The organism is Mesorhizobium abyssinicae, from assembly GCF_049887195.1.
Taxonomy (GTDB): Bacteria; Pseudomonadota; Alphaproteobacteria; order Rhizobiales; family Rhizobiaceae; genus Mesorhizobium; species Mesorhizobium abyssinicae.
In genome coordinates this window covers 307,285-333,253 of sequence record NZ_JARAKC010000007.1, presented here as the reverse complement: position 1 = coordinate 333,253, position 25,969 = coordinate 307,285, and the positions used below count along the sequence as shown (strand labels likewise).

The window sequence follows — 25,969 nt, the reverse complement described above, 5'->3', positions numbered from 1 at the left end:
ACCAGTGCAGCCGCGGGGGCGGTGACAACCGGGCGTTTCACTGGCAAATTCGCAACCGGGACGTGATTCAGGCAATCAGGAGAGAACGAGATGGCATTTCTTGCCAAGGGAAAGATTTTTGCGGCCGCGGTGATGGCAGTGCTTGCGCTGGCGACGGGCGCGCAGGCGGCTGGCAGCTGTGGCAAGAACAGCGCCGGCTTCGACGCCTGGAAGCAGGACTTTGCCGCACAGGCCCAGGCCGAAGGTGTCGGCTCGAGGGGTCTGGCCGCTCTGGCAGGCGCGACCTACGCGACAAGGACCATCTCCGCCGACCGCGCCATCCACAAGGCGTTCAGTGGCTCGGTGGAAGATTTCATGAAGCGCCGCGGCGGGGCCGCGATCATTTCAAAGGGCCGTTCGCTGAAGAAGTCGAACGCGGCGCTGTTCGACAAGATCGAATCGACCTACGGCGTGCCGCCCGGCGTGCTGCTCGCCATCTGGGGCATGGAGACCGGCTTCGGCGCCTCCATGGGCAACCAGAACACGGTGTCCGCCATTTTGACGCTTACCTATGACTGCCGCCGCCCGGACTATTTCTACCCGCATGCCATTGCGGCGCTGAAGCTGGTCGATCGCGGAACGTTGACCTCAGCTTCCGTGGGCGCCATGCATGGCGAAATCGGCCACACGCAGTTCCTGCCCGGAAACGTCCTGAAGTACGGCGTCGGCAACGGCAACCTGCGCGACAGGAATACCGCGCTCGCTTCCACCGCCAACTACCTCAAGGGCCATGGCTGGCGGGCCGGCGCGAGCTATCAGGCCAATATGGGCGCCATTGCCGGCTGGAACTCGGCCAGCGTCTACCAGCAGGCCATTGCCCGCATCGCGGAAGCGATCGACGGCAATTGATGCCATCTCCACTCGACAGAAAAGCCCGGCCATGTGCCGGGCTTTTTGTTTATGGAGCAGGTGAAGCCCAGACGCTCGGAACGACCAGATACGCTCTCAGTAATGCGCGTAGCCGCTCAACGGGCATTTCTGGGAAATCGGAACCTGGAAGCTGCCGTCAATGCCGCTGCAGTTGCGGAATTTGGACGACCGCGGCGCCGTAGCCGCCTTTGAGCTGGCTTTAGTGTCCATTTTGGTCGGCTCGTCGGAATGCGCATAGCCGCTCACCGGGCATTTCCGGGAAAGGGGAACCTGGAAGGGGCCGTCAAATCCGCTGCAGGTACGGAACTTGGACGACCGCGGCGCCGTAGCCGCCTTTGACCTGCCCTTGGTGTCCATTTTGGTCGGTTCGTCGGAATGCGCATAGCCGCTAACCGGACATTTCCGGGAAACGGGTACCTGGAAGGGGCCGTCAAATCCGCTGCAGGTACGGAACTTGGACGTCGGTGCCGCCAGGGCTTGCGGGGACTGGCATCCGCCGAAGATGACTGCCGCTGAAAGCAAGAGAAAAATACCGTTCTTCATCGTCGAAGTCCCTCCATAGCTAGGATCAGGCTCGAAGCCCAATCACTCGGTCTCAATAATGCGCGTAGCCGCTCAATGGGCATTTCTGGGAATCGGGAACCTGGAAGGGGCGGAGGAGCCGCCCTTGGCCTGCCCTCGATCTCCAGCGGGACTCCGGCAACTTACGATTAGCCGCCGCCCAAGGGGCATTTGCGGGAAGCGGGAACCTCGAAGGTGCCGGTGAAAACATTTGAGCAGGTATGGAATCTGGCGTTCCGCGGCGCTGAGGTGGCCACGCTTGACCTGGCCTTAATCTCCCTTTGGGACGGCTGCTCGAAATGCCCGTAGCCGCCCGGCGGGCATTTCCGGGAGGCGGGAACCTGGAAGATGCCGTCTCTCCCGGTGCAATTACGGAAGTTGGACGTCCGCGGGGCCGGGGTTTTCGTAACCGCAGCCGGCCTTGGCTTGCCCTTGAGGACCATCCAGATTTCGGTCGGCTGGTCGAGCTGCAGGTTGTTGACATCGGAATAGGTGATGCGGCCGCTGCGCACGCCGGCGGCAAGGCGTTCGCAGAACAGGGCCGGCATGCGCTCCAGCGACACACCCATGAAACCGGCGATATCGTGCTTGAGCGTGATGTTCCATGCGCGGGCTTCGGCTATGCAGCCGTCCAGATCCGGCTTGGCCTCACGCTTCGCGGCCTGTGAGGCCTGGCACGCCGCGAAAGCGATAGCCGTCGCAAGCAGAACAGAAATAGCTTTTTTCACTGTCAAAACCCCGCCGATCCCGCGGCGGAACTTAGATGAAGCTGCCGAAAGGTCAAACGGGAACTTAGTCCGGTCGCTCTTATTTCCCTTATATTAGGAGATGGAAATAAAAAACCCGGCGTGTCCACCGGGTTTCTTGGTCGTTTCTGCCTTCGCGGGGACCGGCACAGCGTCCCGCAGCAACTATGTCAGCCCTTGCGCGTGCGCGCCGCGAGCGTCCTCAGCCGGAGCGCATTGAGGCGGATGAAGCCGGCGGCGTCCTTCTGGTCGTAGGCGCCGCGGTCGTCCTCGAAGGTGACCAGCGCGTCGGAATAGAGCGTCTTCTTCGACTTGCGGCCGGTGACCATCACATTGCCCTTGTAGAGCTTCAGCCGCACAGTGCCTTCGACATCCTCCTGGCTCTTGTCGATCATCGCCTGCAGCATCAGCCGCTCCGGCGAGAACCAGAAGCCGTTGTAGATCAGCTCGGCATAGCGCGGCATGAACTCGTCCTTGAGGTGGGCGGCACCGCGGTCGAGCGTGATCGATTCGATGGCGCGGTGGGCGGCGATAAGGATGGTGCCGCCGGGCGTTTCGTAGACGCCGCGCGATTTCATGCCGACGAAGCGGTTCTCGACGAGGTCGAGCCGGCCGATGCCGTTGTCGCGGCCGAGGTCGTTGAGCGCGGCCAGCATCGTCGCCGGCGACAGCTTCTTGCCGTTCAGCGCAATCGGGTCGCCCTTGAGGAACTCGATCTCGATCTCGGTGACCTTGTCCGGCGCGTCCATCGGCGAGACGGTGCGCTGGTGGACGAATTCCGGCGGTTCCGTCCACGGATCCTCCAGCACCTTGCCCTCCGAGGAGGAGTGCAGCAGGTTGGCGTCGACCGAGAACGGCGCATCGCCGCGCTTGTCCTTCGGCACGGGAATCTGGTGCTGTTCGGCGAAGTTCAGCAGGTCGGTGCGCGACTTGAAGGACCAGTCGCGCCACGGCGCGATGACCTTGATGTCGGGGTTAAGCGCGTAAGCCGACAGCTCGAAACGGACCTGGTCGTTGCCCTTGCCGGTAGCGCCGTGGGCAATCGCGTCGGCGCCGGTTTCCTTTGCGATCTCGACGAGGTGCTTGGAGATCAGCGGCCGGGCGATCGAGGTGCCGAGCAGGTAGGTGCCTTCATAGACGGCATTGGCGCGGAACATCGGGAAGACGAAGTCGGCGACGAATTCCTCGCGCACGTCGACGATGCGGATGTCCTTGATGCCCATCAGCTCGGCCTTGCGGCGGGCCGGCTCCAGCTCGCCGCCCTGGCCTAGGTCGGCGGTGAAGGTGACGACTTCGGCGCTGAGCTCGGTCTGCAGCCATTTCAGGATGATGGAGGTGTCGAGGCCGCCGGAATAGGCGAGCACGACTTTCTTCACGCTTTTGGTCTTGGACATTTTTGGCGGTTCCGCGGGAAAGGTTTCGCGGGCGAGGTATCACGGCGTTTCCGGGCTGCGCAAGAGACGAACCGGCCTTTGATGCCAGCAAGGGCTGGACCAGACGCCGCGCCGGTCAGCCGCTGGCGAAGCTGAAATGGCTGCATTATAGGCTCCGCAATCCTTCTCTGGGGCGCGCGCGACCGATGTCCTTCCTTCCCGACGCAACGACGCTGATCCAGTTCGCCATCGCCACGGTGATCCTGGCGATCACGCCGGGGCCCGACATGACGCTGTTCGTGTCGAGGACGCTGAGCCATGGCCGCGCCACCGGTTTTGCCTCGATGGCAGGGGCGCTCTGCGGCACGCTGATCCACACCACACTGGTGGCGGTCGGGGTCTCGGCGCTGATCGTCGCCTCGCCGATGGCCTTTTTCGTCCTGAAAATCTTCGGCGCCGGCTATCTGGTCTTTCTGGCGTGGCAAGCGGTCAGCAAGGGCTCGGCCTTCTCGCCGGAGAAGAAGGCCGGCCCGCGTATCTCGCTGTTCCGCAGCTGGGCGGCCGGGCTCGGCGTCAATTTGCTCAACCCGAAGATCATCCTGTTCTTCATGACGTTTTTGCCGCAGTTCGTCTCCGCGCACGACCCGAACGCGCCCGGAAAGCTGTTCTTCCTCGGCGTCATGTTCATCGTGCTGTCGACGCCTGTGGTGGTGCCGATGGTGCTGGCGGCGGAAAGATTTTCGGCGGCGATGAAGGCAAGCCCTCGCGTGATGCGGGTGGTCGACTATCTGTTCGGCGGCGTGTTCTCGGCCTTCGCGCTCAAGATCCTGACGGCCCAGGCGAAATAGGCTGGGTCTCGCGCCAGCTTCCGGCCCAGCGACCGGCGGCGAGCCAGTAGAAGATGCCGCCGACCATGCCGGAGCCGATCACCGCCAGGATGGCGCTGGTGTCGGCGACGACGAAGTCGGGATCGCCGCCCTGGCGGACGAAACCGAGGAAGGCCGCGGCGACGCCGCCGCCGGCGATCGCATAGAACAGCCAGTCGCGCCGTCCGAGGATCTCGGCGGCGACGATGACGACCGCCGCCGGCATGAAGGCGAAATAGGCGACGAACAACGCCACGAAGGGGATCGAGAAATAGAGCGAGGCGGCCGCCGTCGGGTGGGCCTGGTCGGGCGTATAGCCGAGCGAGCCCAGGAACAGGATGTTGAGGAAGGCGCTGGCCGCCAGCGAGGCGGCGATGTAGCCGACCAGGATGACGGCGAAGCGGATGAGGTAGGCGACGAAGCGGCTCACGCCTCGCCGTGCCCCGCGATCATCATCGCTTCCAGCGCCAGCCGGTCGACCTTGCGCATGCGCTCCGATTCCGACTTCAACTGGCCGCAGGCGGCGAGGATGTCGCGGCCGCGCGGGGTGCGGATCGGCGAGGCGTAGCCGGCATTGTTGATGTAGTCGGCGAATTTCTCGATCGTCTCCCAGTCCGAGCACTGGTAGTTGGTGCCCGGCCACGGGTTGAACGGGATCAGGTTGATCTTGGCCGGGATGCCCTTCAAGAGCTTGACCAGCGCCTTGGCGTCGTCGAGCGAATCGTTGACGTCCTTCAGCATCACATATTCGAAGGTGATGCGCCTGGCGTTGGAGAGGCCGGGATAGGCGCGGCAGGCGGCGATCAGCTCCTTCAGCGGATATTTCTTGTTGATCGGTACCAAAAGGTCGCGCAGGTCGTCGTTTGTGGCATGCAGCGAGATCGCCAGCATGACGCCGATCTCCTCGCCGGTGCGGAAGATTTCCGGCACCACGCCGGAGGTCGACAGCGTGATGCGGCGCTTCGAAAGTGACAGGCCGTCGCCGTCGGAGGCGATCAGCAGCGCCTTCTTCACCGCCTCGAAATTGTAGAGCGGCTCGCCCATGCCCATCATGACGATGTTGGACACTTTTCTGCCCTCGGCCGGCACGATGGCGCCGTCGGGCGTGTCGCGGTCGGGGAAGTCGCCGAGGCGGTCGCGGGCGGTGAGCAGCTGCGCCAGGATCTCTTCCGTAGTCAGGTTTCGCACCAGCTTCTGCGTGCCGGTGTGGCAGAACGAGCAGGTCAGCGTGCAGCCGACCTGCGAGGAGATGCAGAGCGTGCCGCGGCCTTCCTCGGGGATATAGACGGTCTCGATCTCGACCGGGCGGCCGGCGCCGCGCGGCGGAAAGCGGAACAGCCATTTGCGGGTGCCGTCGGCGGAGATCTGCTCCTCGACGATCTCGGGCCGCGCGACGGTGAAATGCCTGTCGAGTTCGGCGCGCAGATCCTTGGAGATGTTGAACATGCCGGAAAAGTCGGAGACGCCGCGCACATACATCCAGTGCCAGAGCTGCTGGGCGCGCATTTTCGCCTGGCGCTCCGGCACGATGCCGGCCTCGACGAGGGCGGCGCCGAGCTCAGCCCGGGTGAGGCCGATCAGCGTCGGCTTTTCGGCCGGCGTGGCGCGAGCACGCAAGGCGTCGCGCGCGCCTTCGGCGGTAAGATCAAGTGAAAGGGTCATGGTTGCGCCAATATAAGCGGTTTGCGGCCGATTTCAGCATCGTGCCCGAAATGAAGCGCGGCGCATAGCACAGGTTCGGAGCGGAGTCATGCGGGGCGGGCGCGACCTTGCCAGTCGTGTCATCATTCGCTCGACCGCCCTGAGGCGGCGCCGCATCCCTCGCACTGCGCAAATCGATCACATATTCGTGTTGGCGTAACGACCCAAGGCGCCTTCGCGAACCCTGAAAGGGGCGACTGTGCCCCTGCAAAATGGGAGTATGCGGAATGCACTCGATCAAGCTTGTTGTCATCGCCGGCCTCCTCGGCCTTTCCGCGGCACAGGCATTTGCCGAAGACACGATGGGAACGATGACCATGATGAAGGCCGGCCAGGTGACGGCGATCACGCCCGACGGCCATATGGGCACGATGATGCCGGACGCCAAGATGAGCGCCGAGATGATGAAGATGGCGAAACCGGTCAAGCACTGCATGATGATGATGACCGATGCCAAGGGCAAAGCCTACATGATCGACACCTCGACCAAGAAGGCCCAGGCCGAGTGTGAGAAAATGGCGATGTGAACATCGCCAAGCACGCACGCCGACCTTCCCGCCGGCCGGTGCGCCGGCGGGTATTCCGATCACATCTGCTTGAACCCCGTTCCGATGCGGTGCCGGCATAGCGTCGGACTCGCCGCCCGGGTTGATCGGCTCCGTCATTGTGCTAGGCCGGGCCTATCACCACGAGGCTCGTCATGGCCGGCATATCCCGAAAATACCGCTTGCTGCGGCGTTCGCACGCCATGTGGGTGTCGCGGCGCGTCTGGCAGCCGCGTCTCGTCTTCTGGGCCGGCGCCATCTCGATCGGCCTGATCAGCGTCCTGTTCGCGCTGCTTGCCGACCGCGCCCAGGCTCTGTTCCATATCATGACCGGCAATGAGGGCGGCTGGCGCTTCTATCTGCCGCTCGTGGTGACGCCGCTCGGTTTCGTCCTTTGCGCCTGGCTGGCGCATTCCTTCTTCCCGGGGTCGCAAGGCAGCGGCATTCCGCAGGCGATCGCGGCGCGGCATCTGCGCGACGAGGACGATCGCAGCCGCATCCTGTCGCTCAGGCTGGTGGCGGGCAAGATCGCGCTCACCGTCGTCGGCCTCGCCTGCGGCGCCTCGATCGGCCGCGAGGGTCCGACGGTGCAGGTCGGCGCCTCGCTGATGCTGCAGGCGGCGCGCTGGGGCGGCATGGCGCAGGCGCGCGGGCTGATCCTGGCCGGCTCCGCCGCCGGCATCGCCGCCGCCTTCAACACGCCGCTTGCCGGCATCGTCTTCGCCATCGAGGAAATGGGCCGCGCCTATGAGGCGCGCACCAACGGGCTGGTGCTGACGGCGGTGATCCTGGCCGGCCTCGCCTCGCTCGGGCTGCTCGGCAACTACACCTATTTCGGCGTCGCCAAGGATACGGTGGCATTTGCCACCGACTGGCCGCTGGTGCTTGCCTGCGGCATCGTCGGCGGCGGTGTCGGCGCGCTGTTCTCGCTGCTTGCGCTGAAGGTCATGCGCCGCATCCGGCGCTGGAACGCGCTGCAGCCGCTGCCGCGCGCGCTGGTGGTGGCGGCCGTCTGCGGGTTCGCCGTGGCGGTGATCGGCGTTGCGTCCGGCGGGCTGACCTTCGGCACCGGCTATGCGCAGGCGCGCGGCGCGATCGAAGGCACGCCGCTGCCGGCCCTCTTCTTCGTCGAGAAGTTCGCCGCCGGCCTCTTGTCGATGGTGTCTGGCATTCCGGGCGGTCTCTTCGCACCGTCGCTGGCGGTGGGCGCGGGGCTGGGCAGCACGCTCGGCCTGGTCTTCGGCACGGCCACCGGCACGGCGGCGCTGCTCGGCATGGCCGGCTATTTCGCCGGCGTCGTGCAGGCGCCGATGACGGCCTTCGTCATCATCCTCGAGATGACCGGCAACCACGACAATGTCATCGCGCTGATGTGCGCAGCGATGCTGGGCTACGGCACGGCGAGGCTGATCTCCAACGAGCCGCTCTACCATGCGCTGTCGCGCGTCTTCATCGCCGAGGCGATCCGGCGGCGCAGAACGGAGACGATGCCCGCGCCGGGCTGAGCTATCGTTCTTCCGCTTTCACTTGCGGGAGGCGGACCTCGCTGTTGCGCCAGAGCGTCAGGTCTCCCTGGCTTTCAATGTCGCCGCGCGCGTCGAGAGCTTCCAGTCGCCCGGCGATATCGTCCCAGGAAACCTGGACGCCCGCCTTGCGAAGCGCCTCTTCGGTCTTCGCGAGGACCATGGCCGTCTTCTGCCAGCGGTCCATCACCATTTGCATGATGGCGCGGTCGATGTCGCTGTCCGCCGTCAAGGCGGCCTCAGCCTATTTGCACTTGGCGATCGAGGCCAGCGCGGCCGAAATACCCTTCAGCGAGAACACATAGGAGGTGGGGTTGCCGCGACCGGACTTGGCCTGCACCTTCATGTCGGTGCCGGTCTTCATGGCGGCTATCAGCACCGGCTCTTCCGCCGCGTTCTCGACCCAGGCCGACTTGCCGCGGGTGAACATCGAGAAGGTCTTCTTGTCGATGGTGACCGTGGCCTTGGAGCCTTCCTGGAAATTGTAGCCGGCGATGAATTGCGGCTCGTAGGACACCTGCTGGCCCGGCCGCTGGCTGACGAAGAAGAACATGTCGCCATGGTCGAGTGTCGCCGGCTGCTTGTCGGTCGGCACGGTGAGCACGTAGCAGACCTTGCCGCCGGATGCCTGGTAGCTGTAGGTCCCCCAGGCATTGTGCTGGCCGATCTTGGTCGCCGACTGCGCCAGCGCGGGCGCCGCCAGGGCCACCAGGACCAGGCTGGAAACTGTAGCAATCAATCCACGCATCGCTTTTCCCGTATTCCAAATGGTGCGGCGGCAGGCCGTTGCGGCGTCCTGCCCGTCGCTTCATTTTGATTTAATCAGGGTTACCAAACGGTGAATTTTCCTCAAGAAAAGGACCCTCACCCCAGGAAACCGCCGCCATTCCCGCGCCGTCGCCACAAAGGCGGCAGGCGGGACGTCCCTGTGCCGACTTGGAGGATACGAAAGCGGCAAGAGTTTGACTTTTCAAACAAGCGCTTGCGCCGGTTCGGGCTCAGTCCTTGTCGGCGATCGCGTCCCTGGCAGCCTGCCTGTGCGCGGGCGTGATGTGGGCGCTGACGGCGGTGATCGCGGCGGTCAGCACGGCGAGGTCGTCGGTGAAGCCGAGGCCGAAGATGACATCGGGGATGAAATCGATCGGCAGCACGAAATAGCCGAGCGCGGCGAGCAGGATGCCCTTGGCGCGCATTGGCGTGTCCTTGTCCATGGCGCAGTAATAGGCAGCGACCACCTCTTCCATGAACGGGATCTGCCGGGCGGCCTTCTTGGCTGTGCGCCAGAATTTTTCGCGCACCTCACCTTCGCCGGCGAGCTTGTCGCCGAAGCCGAAGAAATCAAAACCGGGTTGCCGCGCCATCTTCTTCTCCTTGGCGCCGCGCGCTTGGTTCGGTGCACGGCCGCCGGGGGAAAATGTGGTGAAAGCGCCGCCCCATCACAAGAGTTCAGCCGCCAAAATAGCGGTTCATCTTCTTGGCCAACTCGATGTCGAGTGCGGTGACGCCGCCGGCATCATGCGTGTTCAGCGTGACGTCCACGGTCTTGTAGACGTTCGACCAGTCGGGGTGATGGTCCATCTTTTCAGCCGCGAGCGCGACGCGGGTCATGAAGGCGAAGGCCTCGGAAAAGTTCTTGAAACCGAAGCTGCGCCTGATCGAGGCGCCGTCCTCGGCCAGCGACCAGCCGCCCAGTTCCGCCAAAGCGGCAAGGACGGCATCCTTGCCCAGTTTTTCTCTCGTCATGTCTTTGTCCCGTGCTATTTCGGCTTTTGACCCTCACCATAATGCATGTCGTCCGCAAGTGCGTCGCAGTTTTGGGACATGACATGCACAAAAACGGCGCCGGATCGATGAGCGCAAAGCCGATAAATTCCATCCTGTTCGTCTGCCTCGGCAATATCTGCCGCTCGCCTCTCGCCGAAGGCGTGTTGCGCGCCGTGCTGGCCGAGCGCGGGCTGGGCCGAACCATCATGCTCGATTCGGCCGCGACCAGCGGCTGGGAGGTCGGCTCCGCTCCCGATCCGCGTTCGATCTCGATCGCGGCGCATCATGGCATCGACATTTCCGGGCAAAGGGCGCGCAGGGTGGCGCCGGAGGATTTTTCCCGCTTCGACCTGATCCTCGGCATGGACCGGGCGAACGTCCGCGACCTCAAGGCGATCGCGCCCGCCGCCATGCGCGAGCGCATCCACCTGTTCCTGGAGTTTGCCGACGGCGCCGCGGGCGAGGTGCCGGACCCCTATTATGACGGGCCGGACGCGTTCGCCGAGGTCTATCGCATGATCCGCGAGGCGTCGGAGGCGCTGGCAAAGCGGCTGGCAGCGCGCGCGTCGGCGCCCGACAGCGGCCAGGCTTCCTCGACGATATAGGGGCCGCCGCCGACCGAATCGCGCGACGACATCAAAACGAAACGGCCGACGCGGAAGGGCAGCGCCGAGAAATTGCCGCGCGCCGAAAGATACTGCGCAACGTCGAGCGGACTTGAATTGCGCAGCCGCGCCAGCGTCACATGCGGCATGAACTTGCGCGGATCTGCCGGCAGGCCGAGCCGCTGGCAGATGCGGTCGATCTCGCCTTGCAGGGCGGTCAGGTCCGGCGAGACGGCGACGCCGGCCCATACGGCGTGCGGCTTCTTCTGGCCGAAGGCGCCGACACCGGAGAGCGTCAGCGAGAAGGACGGGCGGTGGACGCGGTCCAGCGAGTTGGCGATCTCGTCGGCGACATGGCCCTCGACATCGCCGATGAAGCGCAGCGTCAGATGGTAGTTTTCGACGTCGATCCAGCGGGCTCCGGGCAGGCCGCCCCGGAGCAGGGACAGCGAAAGAGCGGCGTCACGCGGAATTTCGAGGGCGGTGAAAAGACGCGGCATGGCAAGCCTCCTGTCCTCGAATCGAAACTCACGCCCCTAGCGAATCATCGATATCCAAGCGGGGCAAGCGGTTTATTGACCTCGCGGTTTCCCCTACGGCAACCGTGACTTTCCTGCCTCACGACGCGCCGCCACCCGCAGCAATCGACTTCTCCACCGTCGGTAGTATGCCTTCGACCATCCTGTCGACGCCCCTGGCGTTGGGGTGCAGCCCATCGCCAAGCTGCAGGCCGGGCACGCCGGCGACGCCGTCGAGGAAGAACGGATAGAGCGGAACGCCGTATTTCGCGGCGAGCTTCGGATAGATGGCGTCGAAGGCGTTCTGGTAGTCGGCGCCGAGATTGGGCGCGGCGCGCATCCCGGCCAGCAGCACGCCGATCTTGCGCACCTTGAGCCTGGCCAGCATCTCGTCGAGGTTCTTCTCGGGGACGGCCGGCGCCACACCGCGCAGCATGTCGTTGGCGCCGAGCTCGAGGATCACCAGTTGCGTGCCGTCAGGCACCGACCAGTCGAGCCGCGCCAGGCCGCCGCTCGAGGTGTCGCCGGAGACGCCGGCATTGGCGACGCTGACATCGAGACCCTTGGCGCGAAGCGCTGCCTGCAGCCTATCGGTGAAACCCTCACCGGGCCCGAGGCTGAAACCCGCCATCAGGCTGTCGCCGAAACCGACGATCCTGAACGTCTCGGCGCTCGCCGATGAAACGGCGCTGCCGATCGCGGCGAAAAGAACGAGGGCTGCGGCCAGAGTGTGTTTGAAAGCCATGCGGCAGGCCCCATATGAGCGGAAATGGTCTTCAGGCGAAGGCGGGTTCCTGGTTGAGCATCGGATTTCCCCGGTCTCCACTTTGGCTCCGATGCTCTAGCCCTTCTCTACCCATATAGGACGCTTTCATTGTGACAGAAGCCGTCATCGTGCTGAAAGACGTGTCCCTGACGCTGGGTGAAGGCGCGTCCTCCGTTCATGTGCTGAAGGGCGTCAGCCTCAATGTCGCGGCCGGCGAGGCGACCGGCATCGTCGGCCCTTCGGGTTCCGGCAAGTCGACCCTGCTGATGGTCCTCGCCGGACTGGAAAGGGTCGATTCCGGAACAGTCCGCATCGCGGGCGAGCTGCTCAACGGTAAAAGCGAGGATCAGATCGCTTCGTTTCGGGGGCGAAACATCGGCATCGTGTTCCAGTCCTTTCATCTCATCCCCAATATGACGGCGCTGGAAAATGTCGCGGTGCCGCTCGAGCTCGCCGGCCATGCCAATCCGTTCGGCGTCGCGGCGCGCGAGCTGGCGGCGGTGGGGCTCAGCGATCGCGTCACCCATTATCCCGGCGAACTCTCGGGCGGCGAGCAGCAGCGTGTGGCGATCGCCCGGGCGCTGGCGCCCTCGCCGCGCATCCTGATCGCCGACGAGCCGACCGGCAATCTCGACCAGGCGACGGGACGGCAGATCGCCGACCTCCTGTTCGCCAAGGCGGCCGAACGCGACATGACGCTGGTGCTGGTCACGCATGACCAATCACTCGCCGCGCGCTGCTCGCGCCAGGTGTCGATGCGCTCGGGCCGGATCGAGGACGCGCCGAAGCCGGTGAAGGTTTCGGCCTGATGGCGCTGTCGCGGACGTTGAAGCTCGCGGTCCGCTTCTCGCTGCGCGAGATGCGTGGCGGACTGTCCGGGTTCCTGATCTTCCTCGCCTGCATCGCGCTCGGCGTCGCCGCCATCGGCGGCGTCAATTCGGTGGCGCAGGCGATCACCGCCGGCGTCGCCAACCAGGGCCAGACGCTGCTGGGCGGGGACCTGCGCTTCCAGCTCAACCAGCGCGACACGACATCGGCCGAGCGCGATTTCCTCGGCGCACTTGGCGCGATCTCGCACAGCGCCAGCATGCGCTCGATGGCGCGATTGGAGGACGGCTCGGACCAGGCGCTGGTCGAAGCCAAGGCGGTGGATGACGCCTATCCGCTCTTCGGCGCGCTGGCGACCGAGCCGGCGCTGCCGCGCGCCGCGCTGTTCGGCGAGCGGTCCGGCGTCTTCGGCGCCGCGGCGCCCGAGCTTTTGTTCGACCGGCTGAACCTCAAGCTTGGCGACCGGGTGAAACTCGGCGGCGCCACGTTCGAGCTGCGCGCGCGGCTGGTGAACGAGCCGGACGCGGTCTCCGACGGCTTCGGCTTCGCGCCGCGGCTGCTGGTCTCGTCCGAAGGGCTCGCCGCGTCCGGCCTGATCCAGCCGGGCAGCCTGGTCGAGAACGCCTACAAGATCCGGCTGCCCGCCGGCGCCAGCGAGGCCGATCTCAAGGCGATCCAGGATCGCGCGGCCAAGGCGTTTCCGGAGGCCGGCTGGTCGATCCGCACGCGCAGCAACGCTGCACCGGCGCTCTCCTCCAACATCGAGCGCTTCTCGCAATTCCTGACGCTGGTCGGGCTGACGGCGCTGGTGGTCGGCGGCGTCGGCGTGGCCAACGCGGTGCGCGCCTATCTCGACGGCAAGCGCGGCGTCATCGCCACCTTCAAGAGCCTCGGCGCCTCCGGCGGTTTCGTCTTCACCGTCTATCTGGTGCAGATCCTGCTGATTGCCGGCGTCGGCATCGTCGCCGGCCTGATCCTCGGCGCGGCGATGCCGTTCGCAGCGAGCGCCGCGCTGCGGTCGGTCATCCCGGTGCCGGCGGAAGGCGGTTTCTATCCAGGCGCGCTGGCCATGGCGGCGCTGTTCGGCCTGCTGGTGACGCTGGCCTTCGCGCTGCTGCCGCTGGGGCGCGCCCGCGACGTGCCGGCAACGGCGCTGTTTCGCGAGATGGGTTTTGAAAGCCGCGGCTTCCCGCGCCTGCCCTATGTCGCGGCAGCGGTCGGCATCGCGCTGTTCCTGGCGGCGCTCGCCATCCTGTTTTCCGGCGACCGCCGCATCGCCTCGATCTTTGTCGGCGCCACGATCGTCGCATTCGTGGTGCTGCGACTGGTCGGCGCGCTGGTGCAATGGGCGGCGAGGAAGAGCCCGCGTGTCCGCTCGGTCGCGCTCAGGCTGGCGCTGGGCAACATCCACCGGCCGGGCGCCCTGACGCCGTCGGTGGTGCTGTCGCTGGGGCTCGGGCTGACGCTCCTGGTGACGCTGGCGCTGATCGATGGCAATCTCAGGCGCCAGATCTCCGGCAGCCTGCCGGAACGGGCGCCGAACTTCTTCTTCGTCGATATCCAGAGCGGCGATGTCGACGCCTTCTCGGCGCTGATCGGCAAGGAGGCCCCCGGCGGAACGCTGGCCAAGGTGCCGATGCTGCGCGGGCGGGTGATGGCGCTGAACGGCGTCGATGTCGGCAAGGTCACAGTGCCGCCGGAGGGCGCCTGGGTGCTGCGCGGCGACCGCGGCCTGACCTACGATGCCAAAATGCCCGCCAACGCGACGCTGACGCAAGGCGCGTGGTGGCCGCAGGACTATGCCGGCGAGCCGCTGGTGTCGTTTTCGGCCGAGGAGGGGCGGCAGATCGGGTTGAAGCTCGGCGACACCGTCACCGTCAATGTGCTGGGACGCAACGTGACCGCCAGGATCGCCAATTTCCGCCAGGTCGAATGGGAGACGATGGGCATCAATTTCGTCATGGTGTTCTCGCCCAACACTTTCGCCGGAGCCCCGCATGGCTGGCTGGCGACGCTGACCGACAAGAACGCGTCCACGGCGGACGACGCCCGTCTGCTCAACGCCGTCACCCGCGCTTTTCCGGCGGTGACGACGGTCCGGGTCAAGGATGCGCTCGACATCGTCAACCGGCTGGTGGGCCAGCTCGGCACCGCGATCCGCGCCGCCGCCGGCGTGGCGCTGATCGCATCGGTGTTGGTGCTCTCCGGCGCGCTCGCCGCCGGCAACCGGGCGCGCATCCATGATGCGGTGGTGCTGAAGACGCTGGGCGCGACACGCCGGACGCTGATCACGGCGTTCTCGCTGGAATATGTGCTGATCGGCCTTGCCACGGCGGTCTTCGCGTTGGCGGCGGGCGGCGTGGCGGCCTGGTTCGTGGTCGCGCGCATCATGACGCTGCCATCGCATTTCATGCCGGAAGTGGCGGTGGCGACGATGCTGGTTTCGCTGGCGGTCACGGTCGGCATCGGCCTTGCCGGAACCTGGCGGGTGCTCGGGCATAAGGCGGCGCCGGTGCTGCGCAATCTCTGATTTGCCGGGCTGGCGACACCCGAGCCGGGTTAAATCTTGGTAAGAATGCCCCCGAAAAAGGCCGTCAAAGCGGCTTTTTACCTTCTCACGAACCGTTACAGCCGGTTACGGACTTGTTCTTCAGGCGAAGAACCATCATATTCCGCGCAGGCATGCTGGAGCCCTGCCAGCGGCGCCTGGGCCAGAAAAGGCCGGACACCGGACGGGGCAGAAGCAACAGAGGAATTCCAATGGCTGATCCCATTCGCAACTACCAGACGCGCGCCGTGCCCGGCACCCGTGTCGATGCGGACATCGACCAGGGCCTGCGCGCCTACATGATCAAGGTCTACAACCTGATGGGGCTTGGCCTGCTCATCACCGGCCTTGCCGCTATCGGCACGATCATGCTGGCCACCACCACTGACCCGGCCTCGGCGGTCGCCACGCTGCCGAGCGGCGAGATGCTGACCTCCTTCGGCTATGCGATCTTCGGCTCGCCGCTGCGCTGGGTCGTCATCCTCGCCCCGCTGGCGCCGGTGCTGTTCCTGTCGGCCCGCATCCAGTCGATGAGCGTTTCGGCCGCGCAGACCACGTTCTGGGTCTATGCCGGCCTTGTCGGCCTGTCGCTGTCGTCGATCTTCCTGGTCTATACGAGCGCCAGCATCTCGCAGACCTTCTTCGCTACCGCGGCCGCCTTCGGCGCGCTGTCGCTCTATGGCTATACGACCAAGCGCGACCTGACCGCGTTCGGCTCGTTCCTGGTCATGGGCGTGTTCGGCCTGATCATCGCCATGGTGATCAACATCTTCCTGGCGTCGTCGGCGCTGTCCTTCGCCATCTCGGCGATCGGCGTGCTGATCTTTTCGGGCCTCACCGCCTATGACACGCAGAAGATCAAGGAGATGTATTTCGACGGCGACGCCAGCGATGTCGCCGGCCGCAAGGCGACTATGGGCGCCTTGAGGCTCTATCTCGACTTCATCAACCTGTTCATGTTCCTGCTGCAGTTCATGGGCGACCGCCGCTGATCGGCGCTGGAACCACTGAGTTCACGAAGGGCGGCCCAATGGCCGCCCTTTTCTTTTGCGCCTGCCTTTGCTGTTATGGAGGGCAGGTGAACGATTTGCATAAATTATGAGCAGCATTACGATCAGAGCCGCCGTCGCTGCGGACCTCGACCGAATCACGGAAATATACGCCGATGCGGTGACGCACGGCACCGCCAGCTACGAGCTGGAGCCGCCGAGCCGCGCCGAGATGGGCAGCCGATTCGACAGCCTGACGGCGGGCGGCTTCCCCTATCTGGTGGCGGAAAAGGATGGCGTGGTGCTCGGCTATGCCTATGCCGGTCCGTTCCGGCCACGCCCGGCCTATCGCTTCGTCGTCGAGGATTCCGTCTATGTCGCGCCCGAGGCGAAGGGCCAGGGTGTCGGGAGGCTGCTGATGCAAGGGCTGATCGACGCGGCCGAGGCGGCCGGCTTCCGCCAGATCATCGCCGTCATTGGCGACGGCCATGCCGACAGCGCCTCGGTGCGGCTGCACGAGAAGCTTGGCTTCCGCCATTCCGGGCGCCTGGAAGGGTCCGGCTACAAGCACGGACGCTGGCTGGACACGGTCTTCATGCAGCTGTCGCTGAATGGCGGGGCAGGACGTGCGCCGGATTCGGATTCGTGGCCGGAGCGGCGGTTCCGGCTCGGAGGGAGGTGAGGAATTGAAGAATTGAGGAATTGAAGAAAAAGCTTCTATATCAGGCGTTTAGCGCCCTTTCTCTTCAATTCCCCAGTTCTTCAATTCCCCAGTTCCTCAGTTCCTCTTCGACTTCCCAGCTCAAGCCTCGATAACCTTCAGCTTTGGATCGAAGACGCCGAGCACGCGGCCGAGCTCCTGGCCGCGCTTCAGGATGCGGCCGCCGGCGGCGATGACGGAGAAGGCGCCCTGGCGGCGCGCCAGCTTCGGATCCTTGACGATCTGGAACAGCGGCACTTCGCTGGCGCGGCGGAAGACGGAGAAGACGGCGCGGTCGGAGAGATGGTCGATGGCGTAATCGCGCCATTCATTGGCGGCGACCATGCGTCCGTAGAGCCTGAGGATCTGATCGAGTTCGCGCCGGTCGAAGCGCACCGGCTGGTCGAGGCGCTCGCGTCGGGCCTCATGCAGTGGGATCAATATTGCGGATGCGTCCCCATCCTCCGTCCCACTGCCACCGCGATCGGTCATGCCTAGATCCTTCGAATGAATCTTCGCCTTCAGAAGTTGGCCCGTTCGCCATGGAATTGCAAGAGCCGGCGAAGCATGCCAGCGCAGCGCTGTTTCCGTCACGTCCAGTCACGTTTGTGAACCTCCTGTTGGAATTGGTGATGCTCTGCCACATTTCTGCCATTTTCTAACCGCGCTCATGCCCCAATGTCCGACGAGTTTACCGGCGTTGCCTGAGACGGTTCGGTCCGGCACCGGCTCGTAAACCCCAAGCCCCCCGCCCACGGGTCTGCGTCGGATCGAACCAACCTCGGTTTTCCCTCGGAAAATCGGGTGCGACGATCCCAAAACCTAAATGACCGGCGTCAGAAGCAAGCTGACGCCGGTTTTCTATTGCTTGGCTTTCGTGATCCTAGGGTCTGTGCTGCGTCGCTTCGCTCCTAGTGATGAAGAAGCTGACGCTTGGCACACGACGCGAAGGACCAATTCCAACCATCCTCGGATATTCCTTCGACGAGGCCTCGCAGTCCAAAATCTTCGGGATCCGGTTCCGTCATTTCAGCTATAAAGCGGGAAACGTCGGTCCCGGAGGATCTGCGGCCCATGCCCGAGGAGAATGACAACCGCTCGCCTGTTGCGCTCGAACAGCGCGGCATGAGCCCCGACCAGCGCATGTTCTCGCCTTCAGCTGCGCGAAATTTGGCACCGATCCTCGCGGTCCTAGAGCGTGTTCTTCCGACACATGGCGTGGTGCTGGAGATTGGTTGCGGGACCGGGGAGCACGCCGTGTGTTTTGCGGAGGCGATGCCCAACCTCACCTGGCAGCCAAGCGATCCTGATGCCGACGCACGCGCCAGCACCTCTAGCTGGATCAAATTTTCCGGGCTGAACAATGTGCTCGCGCCGCTTGATATAGATGTGTGCTCGAGATCATGGGGCGTCGAGCAAACGGCGCCGTTTGACGCCATCGTGTCGATCAATATGGTTCATATCGCGCCGTGGGCGGCAAGTTTAGGATTGTTTGCAGGCGCTGGCCATTTGCTCCGCACTGGTGGGCTTCTTGTTCTCTACGGGCCATTCATGCGCGACGGCACACACAACGCACCCTCCAACGCCGCTTTCGACGCATCTCTAAAGGAGCGCAACCCATCTTGGGGTGTGCGTGATATTGCAGATCTTGAACGCGTGGGTGAGGCCTCTCGACTTAGTCTCCGCGAGGCGATCGAGATGCCTGCTAACAATTTGTCGGTTGTCTTCTCCTGCGATAGCAGGACAGCCCAGCCCGGTACGTGAGTAAATACGACCAAGCGTCAGATTTTTGCCACTGGCTCCGCCCTAGAGCGTTTCATCGTTTCATGGAAACGCTGAACCGCGCTATCTCTTTGTTTTGACGCAATTCAGGACGGAAACCGCTACGCACTTCCTGGAATGCTCTAGGACGAGGAAGCTCTAAAGCCGGTCGGGCTTGCGGATGAAGGCGGCGCCGAGGATCGGGCCTGGCATGCCGTCCTTGCCGACGGATTGCAGCAGCACCGCACAGCCGGCCTTCTTGGCGATTTCGGTCATCGGCAATTCGTAGCGCTGCGGCTTGCCGTGCCACATGCCGGCGATCTGGATGTCGGAGACGGCGTTCCAATAGGTCAGGCTGCGGCCGCTGTTCTCGCCCTGTCCGATCTTCACCATCTGCGGCGGATCGAAATAGACGATCACCACATGGGCGTCGTTGGGGCCGTTGCCGGCGTCGCCGGCATCGATCATGACGCGGTCGCTGGTGCGGCTGACCTTGATGCCGACGCGCATGCCTTCGCCGGTCCGGTCGAGGCGCGCCAGCGTGCCGTCGACTTCCTTGCGGCTGGCGCCGTTGACGTGGCTGCGGCCGTTGATGACGGCTTGCGGCGTGTAGACAGAGCGGCTGCCGAAGGCGCGCATATAGTCGTACTGCCGGTCGGTGTTTTCCTTGCTGCTCAGCGTGTCCTGCCAGCCGAGATAGTCCCAGTAGTTGACGTGATAGGCGAGCGCGACGAGGTCCTCCTTGCTGGCAAGCTCGGCAAAGAACTCGTCGGCCGGCGGACAGGAGCTGCAGCCCTGGCTGGTGAAAAGCTCGACCACGCCGAGCGGCTTGTCGGTTTGCTGTTTATCGGCCCGGGCGGTCTCTGGCTCGCTTGCAAGCACCGCGCCGGCACATGCCGACAGGGCCAGCGCAAGTGCCGCGAGCCGCAAGGGTTTTGCAAATGCCATGGCCGTTCCGATTCCCGCCGGTGACGCCGGCCTTGTTCTGATTGCTAAAATATGTGGCAGAACCGCCAGTCAACGGGAAGTCACGTTGCGGTGAAATTTTCGGCGCTGCAAGCACGCCCAGGGCCGCAATAGGAAAGACCCCTCCACTTCATGCTGCGGTTCGATTCGGAGGGCGCATCATCGTCATGTGGCAAACACTCCTGACGCCCGTCGATCTTTATTGCGAGCGGACCGGGCCGGAACTTTGGGCAGAGCCGGCTAATGCTTTGACCAACCTTGCCTTTATTGCCGCGGGATTGTGGGGCGCGCGGGAAGTGCGGAATAGGGGAATAGGGGAATAGGGGAATAGGGGAATAGGGGAATAGGGGAATAGGGGTGTCTCTTCCCTACTTCCTTACTCCCCTACTCCCTTATCAAGCTGCCAGATCGCGCAGCACGTACTGCAAAATGCCGCCGTTCTTGAAGTAGTCGAGCTCGTCCAGCGTATCGATGCGGCAGATGATCGGGATGTTCTTCACCGTGCCGTCGCCATAAGTGACCTTGGCGGTCATCTTCTGGCGCGGCTTGATGGCGTCCAGGCCGTCGATCTCGACCAGCTCGTCGCCTTTGAGGTTGAGCGAGGCCCATGAGGTGCCGTCCTCGAAGACGAAGGGGATGACGCCCATGCCGACCAGGTTCGAGCGATGGATGCGCTCGAAGGACTGGGCGATGACGGCGCGGACACCAAGCAGATTCGTGCCCTTGGCCGCCCAGTCGCGTGAGGAGCCGTTGCCGTATTCGACGCCGGCGAAGATGACCAGCGGCACGCCTTCCTTCTTGTATTCCATCGCGGCGTCGTAGATCGACATCTCCTCCTTCGAGGGATAGTGGATCGTGTAGCCGCCCTCGCGGCCGTTCTCGCCCAGCATGTGGTTGCGGATGCGGATGTTGGCGAAGGTGCCGCGCATCATCACCTCATGGTTGCCGCGCCGCGTGCCGTACTGGTTGAAGTCGGCGACGCCGACGCCATGCTCGGTGAGGTACTTGCCGGCCGGCGAGGCGGCCTTGATCGAGCCCGCCGGCGAGATGTGGTCGGTGGTGATCTTGTCGCCGAAGAGGCCGAGCACGCGCGCGCCCTTGATGTCGCCGATCTTGCCGAAGCCCGATGTCATGCCGGCGAAATAGGGCGGGTTCTGCACATAGGTCGAGCTGTCGTCCCAGGCATAGGTCTGGCCTTCCGGCGCCTTGACCTTCTGCCAGTACTCGTCGCCCTTGAAGACGTCGGCGTATTTGCGGGCGAACAGCTCGCGCGTGACGTTCTTCTCGATGAACTCCTGGATCTCGGCTGTGCTCGGCCAGATGTCCTTGAGGTAGACGGGGTTGCCGTTCCTGTCCTCGCCAAGCGGCTCGGTGGTCAGGTCCTTGGTCACCGTGCCGGCCAGCGCATGGGCGACGACCAGCGGCGGCGAGGCGAGATAGTTCGCCTGCACGTCCGGCGAGACGCGGCCCTCGAAGTTGCGGTTGCCGGACAAGACCGCGGCGGCGATCAGGCCCTTGTCGTTGATGGTCTTGGAGATCGGCGCCGGCAGCGGGCCGGAATTGCCGATGCAGGTGGTGCAGCCGAAGCCGACCAGGTTGAAGCCGATCTGGTCGAGCTCCTTCTGCAGGCCGGATTTTTCCAGATATTCCGCGACCACTTGGCTGCCTGGCGCCAGCGAGGTCTTCACCCACGGCTTCTGCTTCAGACCGACGCGGTTGGCGTTGCGGGCGAGTAGCCCGGCGCCGATCAGCACGCTCGGGTTCGAGGTGTTGGTGCACGAGGTGATGGCGGCGATGACGACGTCGCCATGGCCGAGATCGTGGTCGGTGCCTTCGACGGCGTAGCGCTTGGAGATCTCGGCGGCCTTCTTGTACTCGGTCTCCATCGCCTTGGCGAAGCCGGCCGGAATGCCTTCCAGCGCGACGCGGCCCTCAGGGCGCTTCGGGCCTGCCATCGACGGCACGACGTCGCCGAGATCGAGCTCGAGCAGGTCGGTGAAGACCGGGTCGGCGGAGCCGGCGTCGCGCCACATGCCCTGGGCCTTCGAATAGGCCTCGACCAGGGCGATGCGGTTCTCGTCGCGGCCGGACATCGTCAGGTAGCGGATGGTCTCGCTGTCGACCGGGAAGAAGCCGCAGGTGGCGCCGTATTCGGGCGCCATGTTGCCGATGGTGGCGCGGTCGGCCAGCGTCATGTTGGAGAGGCCGGGGCCGAAGAACTCGACGAACTTGCCGACGACGCCCTTCTTGCGCAGCATCTGGGTAACGGTGAGCACGAGGTCGGTGGCGGTGACACCTTCCTTGAGCTTGCCGGTGAGGCGGAAGCCGATGACCTCCGGCAAGAGCATGGAGACGGGCTGGCCGAGCATCGCCGCCTCGGCCTCGATGCCGCCGACGCCCCAGCCGAGGACGCCGAGGCCGTTGATCATGGTGGTGTGCGAATCGGTGCCGACGCAGGTGTCGGGATAGGCGGTGGTTTCGCCGTCCTCGCTGTTCGTCCACACGACCTGGCCGAGATATTCGAGGTTGACCTGGTGGCAGATGCCGGTGCCGGGCGGCACGACGCGGAAGTTGCGGAACGCCTGCTGGCCCCATTTCAGGAACTTGTAGCGCTCCTCGTTGCGCTCATATTCGAGCTCGACATTGCGGGCGAAGGCCATCGGCGTGCCGAACTCGTCGACGATGACGGAGTGGTCGATGACGAGATCGACCGGCACCAGCGGGTTGATCTTTTCCGGATCGCCGCCGAGCGCCTTGATGCCGTCGCGCATGGCCGCCAGGTCGACCACCGCCGGAACGCCGGTGAAATCCTGCATCAGAACGCGGGCCGGACGGTAGGCGATCTCGACGCCGGCGGTGCCCTTGTCGGTCAGCCAGCCGGCCACCGCCTGGATGCTTTCCTTGGTGACCGAGCGGCCGTCCTCGTTGCGCAGCAGGTTCTCCAGCAGCACCTTCATCGAATAGGGCAGCCGGGCGATGCCGGCGAGGCCGTTCTTCTCGGCCTCGGTGAGGTCGAAATAGACATAGTCAGCGCCACCCGCGGTCAGGGTGCGGCGGCATTTGAAACTGTCCAGGGATTTTGACACGTGCGATCCGTCCTTGTCTGTTCAGCCTGAAAGGGAACGGACGCCGATGGCATGCAATCACGCGCAAAGGTGCGGGTACGGCCATTTCCGCTGTCCGCTCCCAAGCAACCCGAGCCGTTCAAGGCGGCGCGTGCGCTGGTTCGGCGCTAATTCTGTTCCCGAGCCGACCGCTGGCACGGATGAACCGCATATAGAGAATTTCCTGGAATAGTTCTAGACAGTCGAAAGGCAAATTTGTGCGATGCGGCGACGGCCGCGAAACAGCGCTTTCGGAACGGGCAATGATGCGGCTGATCGCCGAAAATCTGGGCGGCGAGCGCGGCGGCGAGACGGTCTTTTCCGGCATCGGCTTTGCACTCGAGAAGGGCGAGGTGCTGGTCGTCACCGGGCCGAACGGCGCCGGCAAATCGACGCTGCTGAGGGTCATCGCCGGTCTGCTGCGGGCCGCCGAAGGGCGGGTCCAGGTCGAAGGCGGCGGCGAGGCTTTTCCCACGGTCGCCGCGGCGTCACACTATCTCGGCCATCTCAACGCGATGAAGACGGTCTTGAGCGTGGCTGAGAATCTGCGCTTCTGGCGCGACTTCTGCGGCGAGCCGGCGCTCGGCGTCGACGAGGCGTTGGAGACCGTCGGGCTCGGCGGCATCGGCCATCTGCCGTTCGGCTATCTCTCGACCGGCCAGCGGCGGCGGGCATCCATCGCAAAACTCCTGGTCAGCCACCGGCCGATCTGGCTCCTCGACGAACCGACGGCGGGGCTGGACAAGGCGTCCGAGGAACGGTTCGCGGGGTTGATGCGCGGGCATCTGGAAGAAGGCGGGATCATCGTGGCGGCGACGCATCTGCCGCTGGGGTTGGAGGGGGCGCGCGAGCTGCAAATGAGGGTGGCCGGTTGATGTCGTTGCTCTACGGCGCCCCCCTCTGGCCTGCCGGCCATCTCCCCCACGAGGGGGGAGATCAGACGTCGCCGGCGATTTCGCCAATCACCAACATTGAAAAGATGAGCGGGGCGCCGGAGCTGCCAATCTCCCCCCAAGTGGGGGAGATGGCCGGCAGGCCAGAGGGGGGCGCGAAGGAACGCACGCCTAACCAGGGGGCCGCCTCATAATGTGGTCCCTCTTCCTGCGCGACATCCGCCTCTCCATCCGCGCCGGTGGCGGGGCGCTGACGGGCGTCATCTTCTTCCTTGCCGTCATCGCCACGATCCCGTTCGGCGTCGGCCCGGATCTCAACCTGCTTGGCCGCATCGGCCCGGCAATCCTGTGGATCGCCGCCCTGCTTGCCTGCCTGCTCGGCCTCGACCGGCTGTTCCAGGCCGACCGCGAGGACGGCTCGCTCGATCTTCTGGTGCTGGGCCACGATCGCCACATGCTGGCGCTGACGGTGCTGGTGAAATGCCTGGCGCATTGGGCGGGAAGCGTGCTGCCGCTGGTGGTCGCCGCACCCTTGCTGGGGCTGTTCATGAACATGGAGGCGGCCGGCATCGGCGCCACCGCGCTCACGCTTCTCGTCGGCACGCCAGCCATCACCTTCATCGGCGCCGCCGGCGCCGCGGTCGCGGTGGCGCTGCCGCGCGGCGGGCTGCTGATCTCGGTGCTGGTGCTGCCGCTCACCATTCCGGTGCTGATCTTCGGCGTTTCGGCCAGCTATGGCGCGGTGGCCGACCCGGCGCCGTTTCTGCAGCCTTTCCTCATTCTTGCCGCGCTGACGCTGTTTCTTGCCGTGCTCGGACCGCTGGCGGCGGCTTTGGCGCTGCGCCACGGGACGGACTGAGGCTGCGGCGCGGCGGCCGATTGCGAAGCCGGAACGGCAAGGCTAAGGGAAAGCATGATCGAACAGGGCGACATGGCCGGACCGGAAAGCCGCATCCACGTGGAGCGGCTGCCATGAGCGCGCATGCGCTCTATGTCACGGCCGCCTATGCCATCACGGCGCTGGTGCTGGCCGCGCTGGTCGCATGGATCCTCATCGACCAGCGCGGCCGCAAGCGGGATCTCGCCGAGCTGGAAGCCGCCGGCGTGCGCCGGCGCTCCGCCAAGGGCGCCGAGGCCGTCAAGGACAAGGGCGCGAAATCATGAGCAGCGAGAGCACGGAGGCCGGAACGCCGGCGCGGTGGCGGCGCCTGTTCGTGCTTTTGCCGCTGCTGGTGTTCCTCGGGCTGGCGGGGCTGTTCCTGTCGCAGCTTCTGTCGGGCCGCGACGTGTCGGAAGTGCCGTCGGCGCTGATCGGCCTGCCGGCGCCGCAGACCAGTCTGCCGCCGCTGGAAGGCAGCGCCTTGCCGGGGCTCGATTCGAAAGCCTTCGCCGGCAAGGTCACGCTGGTCAACGTCTTCGCCTCATGGTGCGCGCCGTGCCGCGACGAGCATCCGGTGCTGCTCGCTCTGTCGAAGGACAAGCGTTTCGTGCTGGCGGCGCTGAACTACAAGGACGAGCCGGCGAACGCCCGCCGATTCCTCGGCGAGGTCGGCAATCCCTACCAGGCGATCGGTGTCGACGAGGCGGGCCGGGCGGCGATCGACTGGGGCGTCTACGGCGTGCCGGAAACCTTCGTCGTCGGCAAGGACGGCAAGATCGCCTACAAGCATGTCGGGCCGATCACGGCCGAATCTGCGGAAACTCTGCTCTTGCCGCAGATCGAGAAGGCGCTGGCGGCGCATTGATATCAGGTGATGCCGGCCTGCGAATCGCGGCTTCCTGCGCTTCCGGTGCTCACGTACCTAAGTACGCTCCGCTCCGGTTCTCGGAATCCACCATTCTCGACTCGGCCTGACTTGAATCTCAACGCGCCTGACGGCGCGGAGCTGGTTGGGGCGAAAAACTCAGCCGTAGATCTGCTTGTGGATCTGGTAGAGCATCTCGGAGCGGTCGGCGCGCATGTCGGCCAGATCGCGGCTGGAGAAGCTGTCGATTTCGGCGACGAGGCGGTTGTACTGCTTGCGCTTGGCGATGCTGGTGCGAGCGCGGGAAACAAAGTTGTCGAAGATCATGACGAGGTCCTTTCGTGCCGCGTTCTGGCGGCGAATTGTTCCTCCCTTGATCGATACGGAGCATGACATAGGAATAGTGCGTTGCAAAAAGAAGATGTTGCAATGCACCATTGCGCTGAACGCATAGCCGGTTAACCGGCCGTTACCGCCGAGCAAACCTGATTGAAGGCCGCCAAGGCCTCAAGAGACGGTGAAGCCGTCATCACCGATCTTGCCATATCGCTCGCCGGC

29 protein-coding genes and 1 pseudogene are annotated in these 25,969 nt (G+C 64.8%); 15 read left to right on the top strand and 15 right to left on the bottom strand.

Annotated elements, in window-relative coordinates:
• Positions 1–90: 90 nt before the first annotated feature.
• Entirely contained in the window at positions 91–888 is a 798-nt protein-coding gene (locus tag PU724_RS18390; RefSeq protein WP_127283962.1) for a lytic murein transglycosylase, read from the top strand.
• A gap of 96 nt (positions 889–984) precedes the next feature.
• Here PU724_RS18390 and PU724_RS18385 read toward each other — a convergent pair whose 3' ends face one another.
• The 3 genes from PU724_RS18385 to PU724_RS18375 all read right to left on the bottom strand — a co-directional run bounded on the left by PU724_RS18385 (position 985) and on the right by PU724_RS18375 (position 3,610).
• Entirely contained in the window at positions 985–1,452 is a 468-nt protein-coding gene (locus tag PU724_RS18385; protein ID WP_127283963.1) for a hypothetical protein, read from the bottom strand.
• Positions 1,453–1,619: 167 nt separating this feature from the next.
• Positions 1,620–2,204, bottom strand: coding sequence for a hypothetical protein (locus PU724_RS18380; protein ID WP_426213450.1), 585 nt, complete (start codon positions 2,202–2,204; stop codon positions 1,620–1,622).
• 182 nt (positions 2,205–2,386) lie between these two features.
• Entirely contained in the window at positions 2,387–3,610 is a 1,224-nt protein-coding gene (locus PU724_RS18375) for an argininosuccinate synthase (protein ID WP_354423305.1), read from the bottom strand.
• 185 nt (positions 3,611–3,795) lie between these two features.
• Between PU724_RS18375 and PU724_RS18370 the strand changes: the two genes are divergently transcribed.
• On the top strand, positions 3,796–4,437 hold the full coding sequence (locus PU724_RS18370; RefSeq protein ID WP_292350859.1) for a LysE family translocator: 642 nt from the start codon (positions 3,796–3,798) through the stop codon (positions 4,435–4,437).
• On the opposite strand, the gene PU724_RS18365 is transcribed toward PU724_RS18370, so the two are convergent.
• On the bottom strand, positions 4,409–4,885 hold the full coding sequence (locus tag PU724_RS18365; RefSeq protein WP_292350861.1) for a hypothetical protein: 477 nt from the start codon (positions 4,883–4,885) through the stop codon (positions 4,409–4,411). The two genes, PU724_RS18370 and PU724_RS18365, sit on opposite strands and share 29 nt — an antisense overlap.
• On the bottom strand, positions 4,882–6,117 hold the full coding sequence (rlmN, locus tag PU724_RS18360; RefSeq protein ID WP_354423303.1) for a dual-specificity RNA methyltransferase RlmN: 1,236 nt from the start codon (positions 6,115–6,117) through the stop codon (positions 4,882–4,884). Before rlmN ends, PU724_RS18365 begins: the two co-directional genes overlap by 4 nt.
• Positions 6,118–6,383: 266 nt before the next feature.
• On the opposite strand from rlmN, the gene PU724_RS18355 reads away from it, so the two are divergent.
• Both PU724_RS18355 and PU724_RS18350 read left to right on the top strand, forming a co-directional pair.
• The gene (locus PU724_RS18355; protein ID WP_354423301.1) at positions 6,384–6,683 is read left to right on the top strand and encodes a hypothetical protein; all 300 of its coding nucleotides are present in this window, start codon (positions 6,384–6,386) and stop codon (positions 6,681–6,683) included.
• Positions 6,684–6,856: 173 nt separating this feature from the next.
• Positions 6,857–8,206 carry a chloride channel protein gene (locus PU724_RS18350; protein WP_354423299.1) on the top strand — a complete coding sequence of 450 codons (1,350 nt, stop codon included), beginning with the start codon at positions 6,857–6,859 and terminating at the stop codon, positions 8,204–8,206.
• A 1-nt stretch (position 8,207) separates the two neighbouring features.
• Here PU724_RS18350 and PU724_RS18345 read toward each other — a convergent pair whose 3' ends face one another.
• The 4 genes from PU724_RS18345 to PU724_RS18330 form a co-directional block, all read right to left on the bottom strand.
• Positions 8,208–8,456 carry a hypothetical protein gene (locus tag PU724_RS18345; protein WP_320253805.1) on the bottom strand — a complete coding sequence of 83 codons (249 nt, stop codon included), beginning with the start codon at positions 8,454–8,456 and terminating at the stop codon, positions 8,208–8,210.
• 12 nt (positions 8,457–8,468) lie between these two features.
• Positions 8,469–8,972: an invasion associated locus B family protein gene (locus PU724_RS18340; RefSeq protein ID WP_126057419.1), complete on the bottom strand. Its 504-nt coding sequence runs from the start codon at positions 8,970–8,972 to the stop codon at positions 8,469–8,471.
• A gap of 250 nt (positions 8,973–9,222) precedes the next feature.
• Positions 9,223–9,585, bottom strand: a complete 363-nt coding sequence (locus PU724_RS18335; RefSeq protein ID WP_127391715.1) for a YkvA family protein — start codon at positions 9,583–9,585, stop codon at positions 9,223–9,225.
• Between the two features lie 85 nt (positions 9,586–9,670).
• Positions 9,671–9,967, bottom strand: a complete 297-nt coding sequence (locus PU724_RS18330) for a 4a-hydroxytetrahydrobiopterin dehydratase (RefSeq protein WP_127391714.1) — start codon at positions 9,965–9,967, stop codon at positions 9,671–9,673.
• A 107-nt stretch (positions 9,968–10,074) separates the two neighbouring features.
• Between PU724_RS18330 and PU724_RS18325 the strand changes: the two genes are divergently transcribed.
• Entirely contained in the window at positions 10,075–10,593 is a 519-nt protein-coding gene (locus PU724_RS18325; protein ID WP_354423343.1) for a low molecular weight protein-tyrosine-phosphatase, read from the top strand.
• Here PU724_RS18325 and thpR read toward each other — a convergent pair.
• Together thpR and PU724_RS18315 are read right to left on the bottom strand one after the other, a co-directional pair.
• Complete coding sequence (gene thpR / locus PU724_RS18320; RefSeq protein ID WP_354423296.1) at positions 10,497–11,093, bottom strand: RNA 2',3'-cyclic phosphodiesterase; 597 nt, start codon at positions 11,091–11,093, stop codon at positions 10,497–10,499. The genes PU724_RS18325 and thpR overlap by 97 nt on opposite strands.
• A 118-nt stretch (positions 11,094–11,211) precedes the next feature.
• Positions 11,212–11,856 (bottom strand): arylesterase, encoded by a 645-nt coding sequence (locus tag PU724_RS18315; protein WP_320321055.1) that lies wholly within the window; start codon positions 11,854–11,856, stop codon positions 11,212–11,214.
• A gap of 131 nt (positions 11,857–11,987) precedes the next feature.
• On the opposite strand from PU724_RS18315, the gene PU724_RS18310 reads away from it, so the two are divergent.
• From PU724_RS18310 to PU724_RS18295, 4 genes are all read left to right on the top strand, one after another.
• Positions 11,988–12,686: an ABC transporter ATP-binding protein gene (locus tag PU724_RS18310; RefSeq protein WP_354423294.1), complete on the top strand. Its 699-nt coding sequence runs from the start codon at positions 11,988–11,990 to the stop codon at positions 12,684–12,686.
• A complete protein-coding gene (locus PU724_RS18305) occupies positions 12,686–15,235 on the top strand; it encodes an ABC transporter permease (RefSeq protein ID WP_354423293.1) in 2,550 nt (849 codons plus the stop codon). Before PU724_RS18310 ends, PU724_RS18305 begins: the two co-directional genes overlap by 1 nt.
• A gap of 230 nt (positions 15,236–15,465) precedes the next feature.
• Complete coding sequence (locus PU724_RS18300; protein WP_127286705.1) at positions 15,466–16,245, top strand: Bax inhibitor-1/YccA family protein; 780 nt, start codon at positions 15,466–15,468, stop codon at positions 16,243–16,245.
• 106 nt (positions 16,246–16,351) lie between these two features.
• A complete protein-coding gene (locus PU724_RS18295; protein WP_354423291.1) occupies positions 16,352–16,924 on the top strand; it encodes a GNAT family N-acetyltransferase in 573 nt (190 codons plus the stop codon).
• A 120-nt stretch (positions 16,925–17,044) separates the two neighbouring features.
• Here the strand turns inward: PU724_RS18295 and PU724_RS18290 are convergent, their stop codons facing one another.
• A complete protein-coding gene (locus tag PU724_RS18290; protein ID WP_126057429.1) occupies positions 17,045–17,434 on the bottom strand; it encodes a DUF2794 domain-containing protein in 390 nt (129 codons plus the stop codon).
• A gap of 582 nt (positions 17,435–18,016) precedes the next feature.
• On the opposite strand from PU724_RS18290, the gene PU724_RS18285 reads away from it, so the two are divergent.
• A complete protein-coding gene (locus PU724_RS18285; protein ID WP_354423289.1) occupies positions 18,017–18,706 on the top strand; it encodes a DUF938 domain-containing protein in 690 nt (229 codons plus the stop codon).
• Positions 18,707–18,862: 156 nt separating this feature from the next.
• Here PU724_RS18285 and PU724_RS18280 read toward each other — a convergent pair whose 3' ends face one another.
• Positions 18,863–19,651: a DUF1223 domain-containing protein gene (locus tag PU724_RS18280; RefSeq protein ID WP_354423288.1), complete on the bottom strand. Its 789-nt coding sequence runs from the start codon at positions 19,649–19,651 to the stop codon at positions 18,863–18,865.
• A gap of 185 nt (positions 19,652–19,836) precedes the next feature.
• On the opposite strand from PU724_RS18280, the pseudogene PU724_RS18275 reads away from it, so the two are divergent.
• A pseudogene (locus PU724_RS18275) lies at positions 19,837–19,986 on the top strand (ceramidase domain-containing protein); the annotation flags it as partial.
• 78 nt (positions 19,987–20,064) lie between these two features.
• Here the strand turns inward: PU724_RS18275 and acnA are convergent.
• Positions 20,065–22,755, bottom strand: a complete 2,691-nt coding sequence (gene acnA, locus PU724_RS18270; RefSeq protein ID WP_354423287.1) for an aconitate hydratase AcnA — start codon at positions 22,753–22,755, stop codon at positions 20,065–20,067.
• A 284-nt stretch (positions 22,756–23,039) separates the two neighbouring features.
• Here acnA and ccmA point away from each other — a divergent pair, with 284 nt between their 5' ends.
• From ccmA to PU724_RS18250, 4 genes are all read left to right on the top strand, one after another.
• On the top strand, positions 23,040–23,648 hold the full coding sequence (gene ccmA, locus PU724_RS18265; RefSeq protein ID WP_354423341.1) for a heme ABC exporter ATP-binding protein CcmA: 609 nt from the start codon (positions 23,040–23,042) through the stop codon (positions 23,646–23,648).
• 211 nt (positions 23,649–23,859) lie between these two features.
• Complete coding sequence (gene ccmB, locus PU724_RS18260; protein ID WP_320321051.1) at positions 23,860–24,525, top strand: heme exporter protein CcmB; 666 nt, start codon at positions 23,860–23,862, stop codon at positions 24,523–24,525.
• 113 nt (positions 24,526–24,638) lie between these two features.
• The gene (ccmD, locus tag PU724_RS18255) at positions 24,639–24,830 is read left to right on the top strand and encodes a heme exporter protein CcmD (RefSeq protein ID WP_354423286.1); all 192 of its coding nucleotides are present in this window, start codon (positions 24,639–24,641) and stop codon (positions 24,828–24,830) included.
• Positions 24,827–25,411 carry a DsbE family thiol:disulfide interchange protein gene (locus PU724_RS18250; protein ID WP_354423284.1) on the top strand — a complete coding sequence of 195 codons (585 nt, stop codon included), beginning with the start codon at positions 24,827–24,829 and terminating at the stop codon, positions 25,409–25,411. The genes ccmD and PU724_RS18250 overlap by 4 nt, the downstream gene beginning before the upstream one ends.
• Positions 25,412–25,570: 159 nt before the next feature.
• Here PU724_RS18250 and PU724_RS18245 read toward each other — a convergent pair whose 3' ends face one another.
• Positions 25,571–25,738: a hypothetical protein gene (locus tag PU724_RS18245; RefSeq protein ID WP_127393095.1), complete on the bottom strand. Its 168-nt coding sequence runs from the start codon at positions 25,736–25,738 to the stop codon at positions 25,571–25,573.
• Positions 25,739–25,969 lie beyond the last annotated feature (231 nt).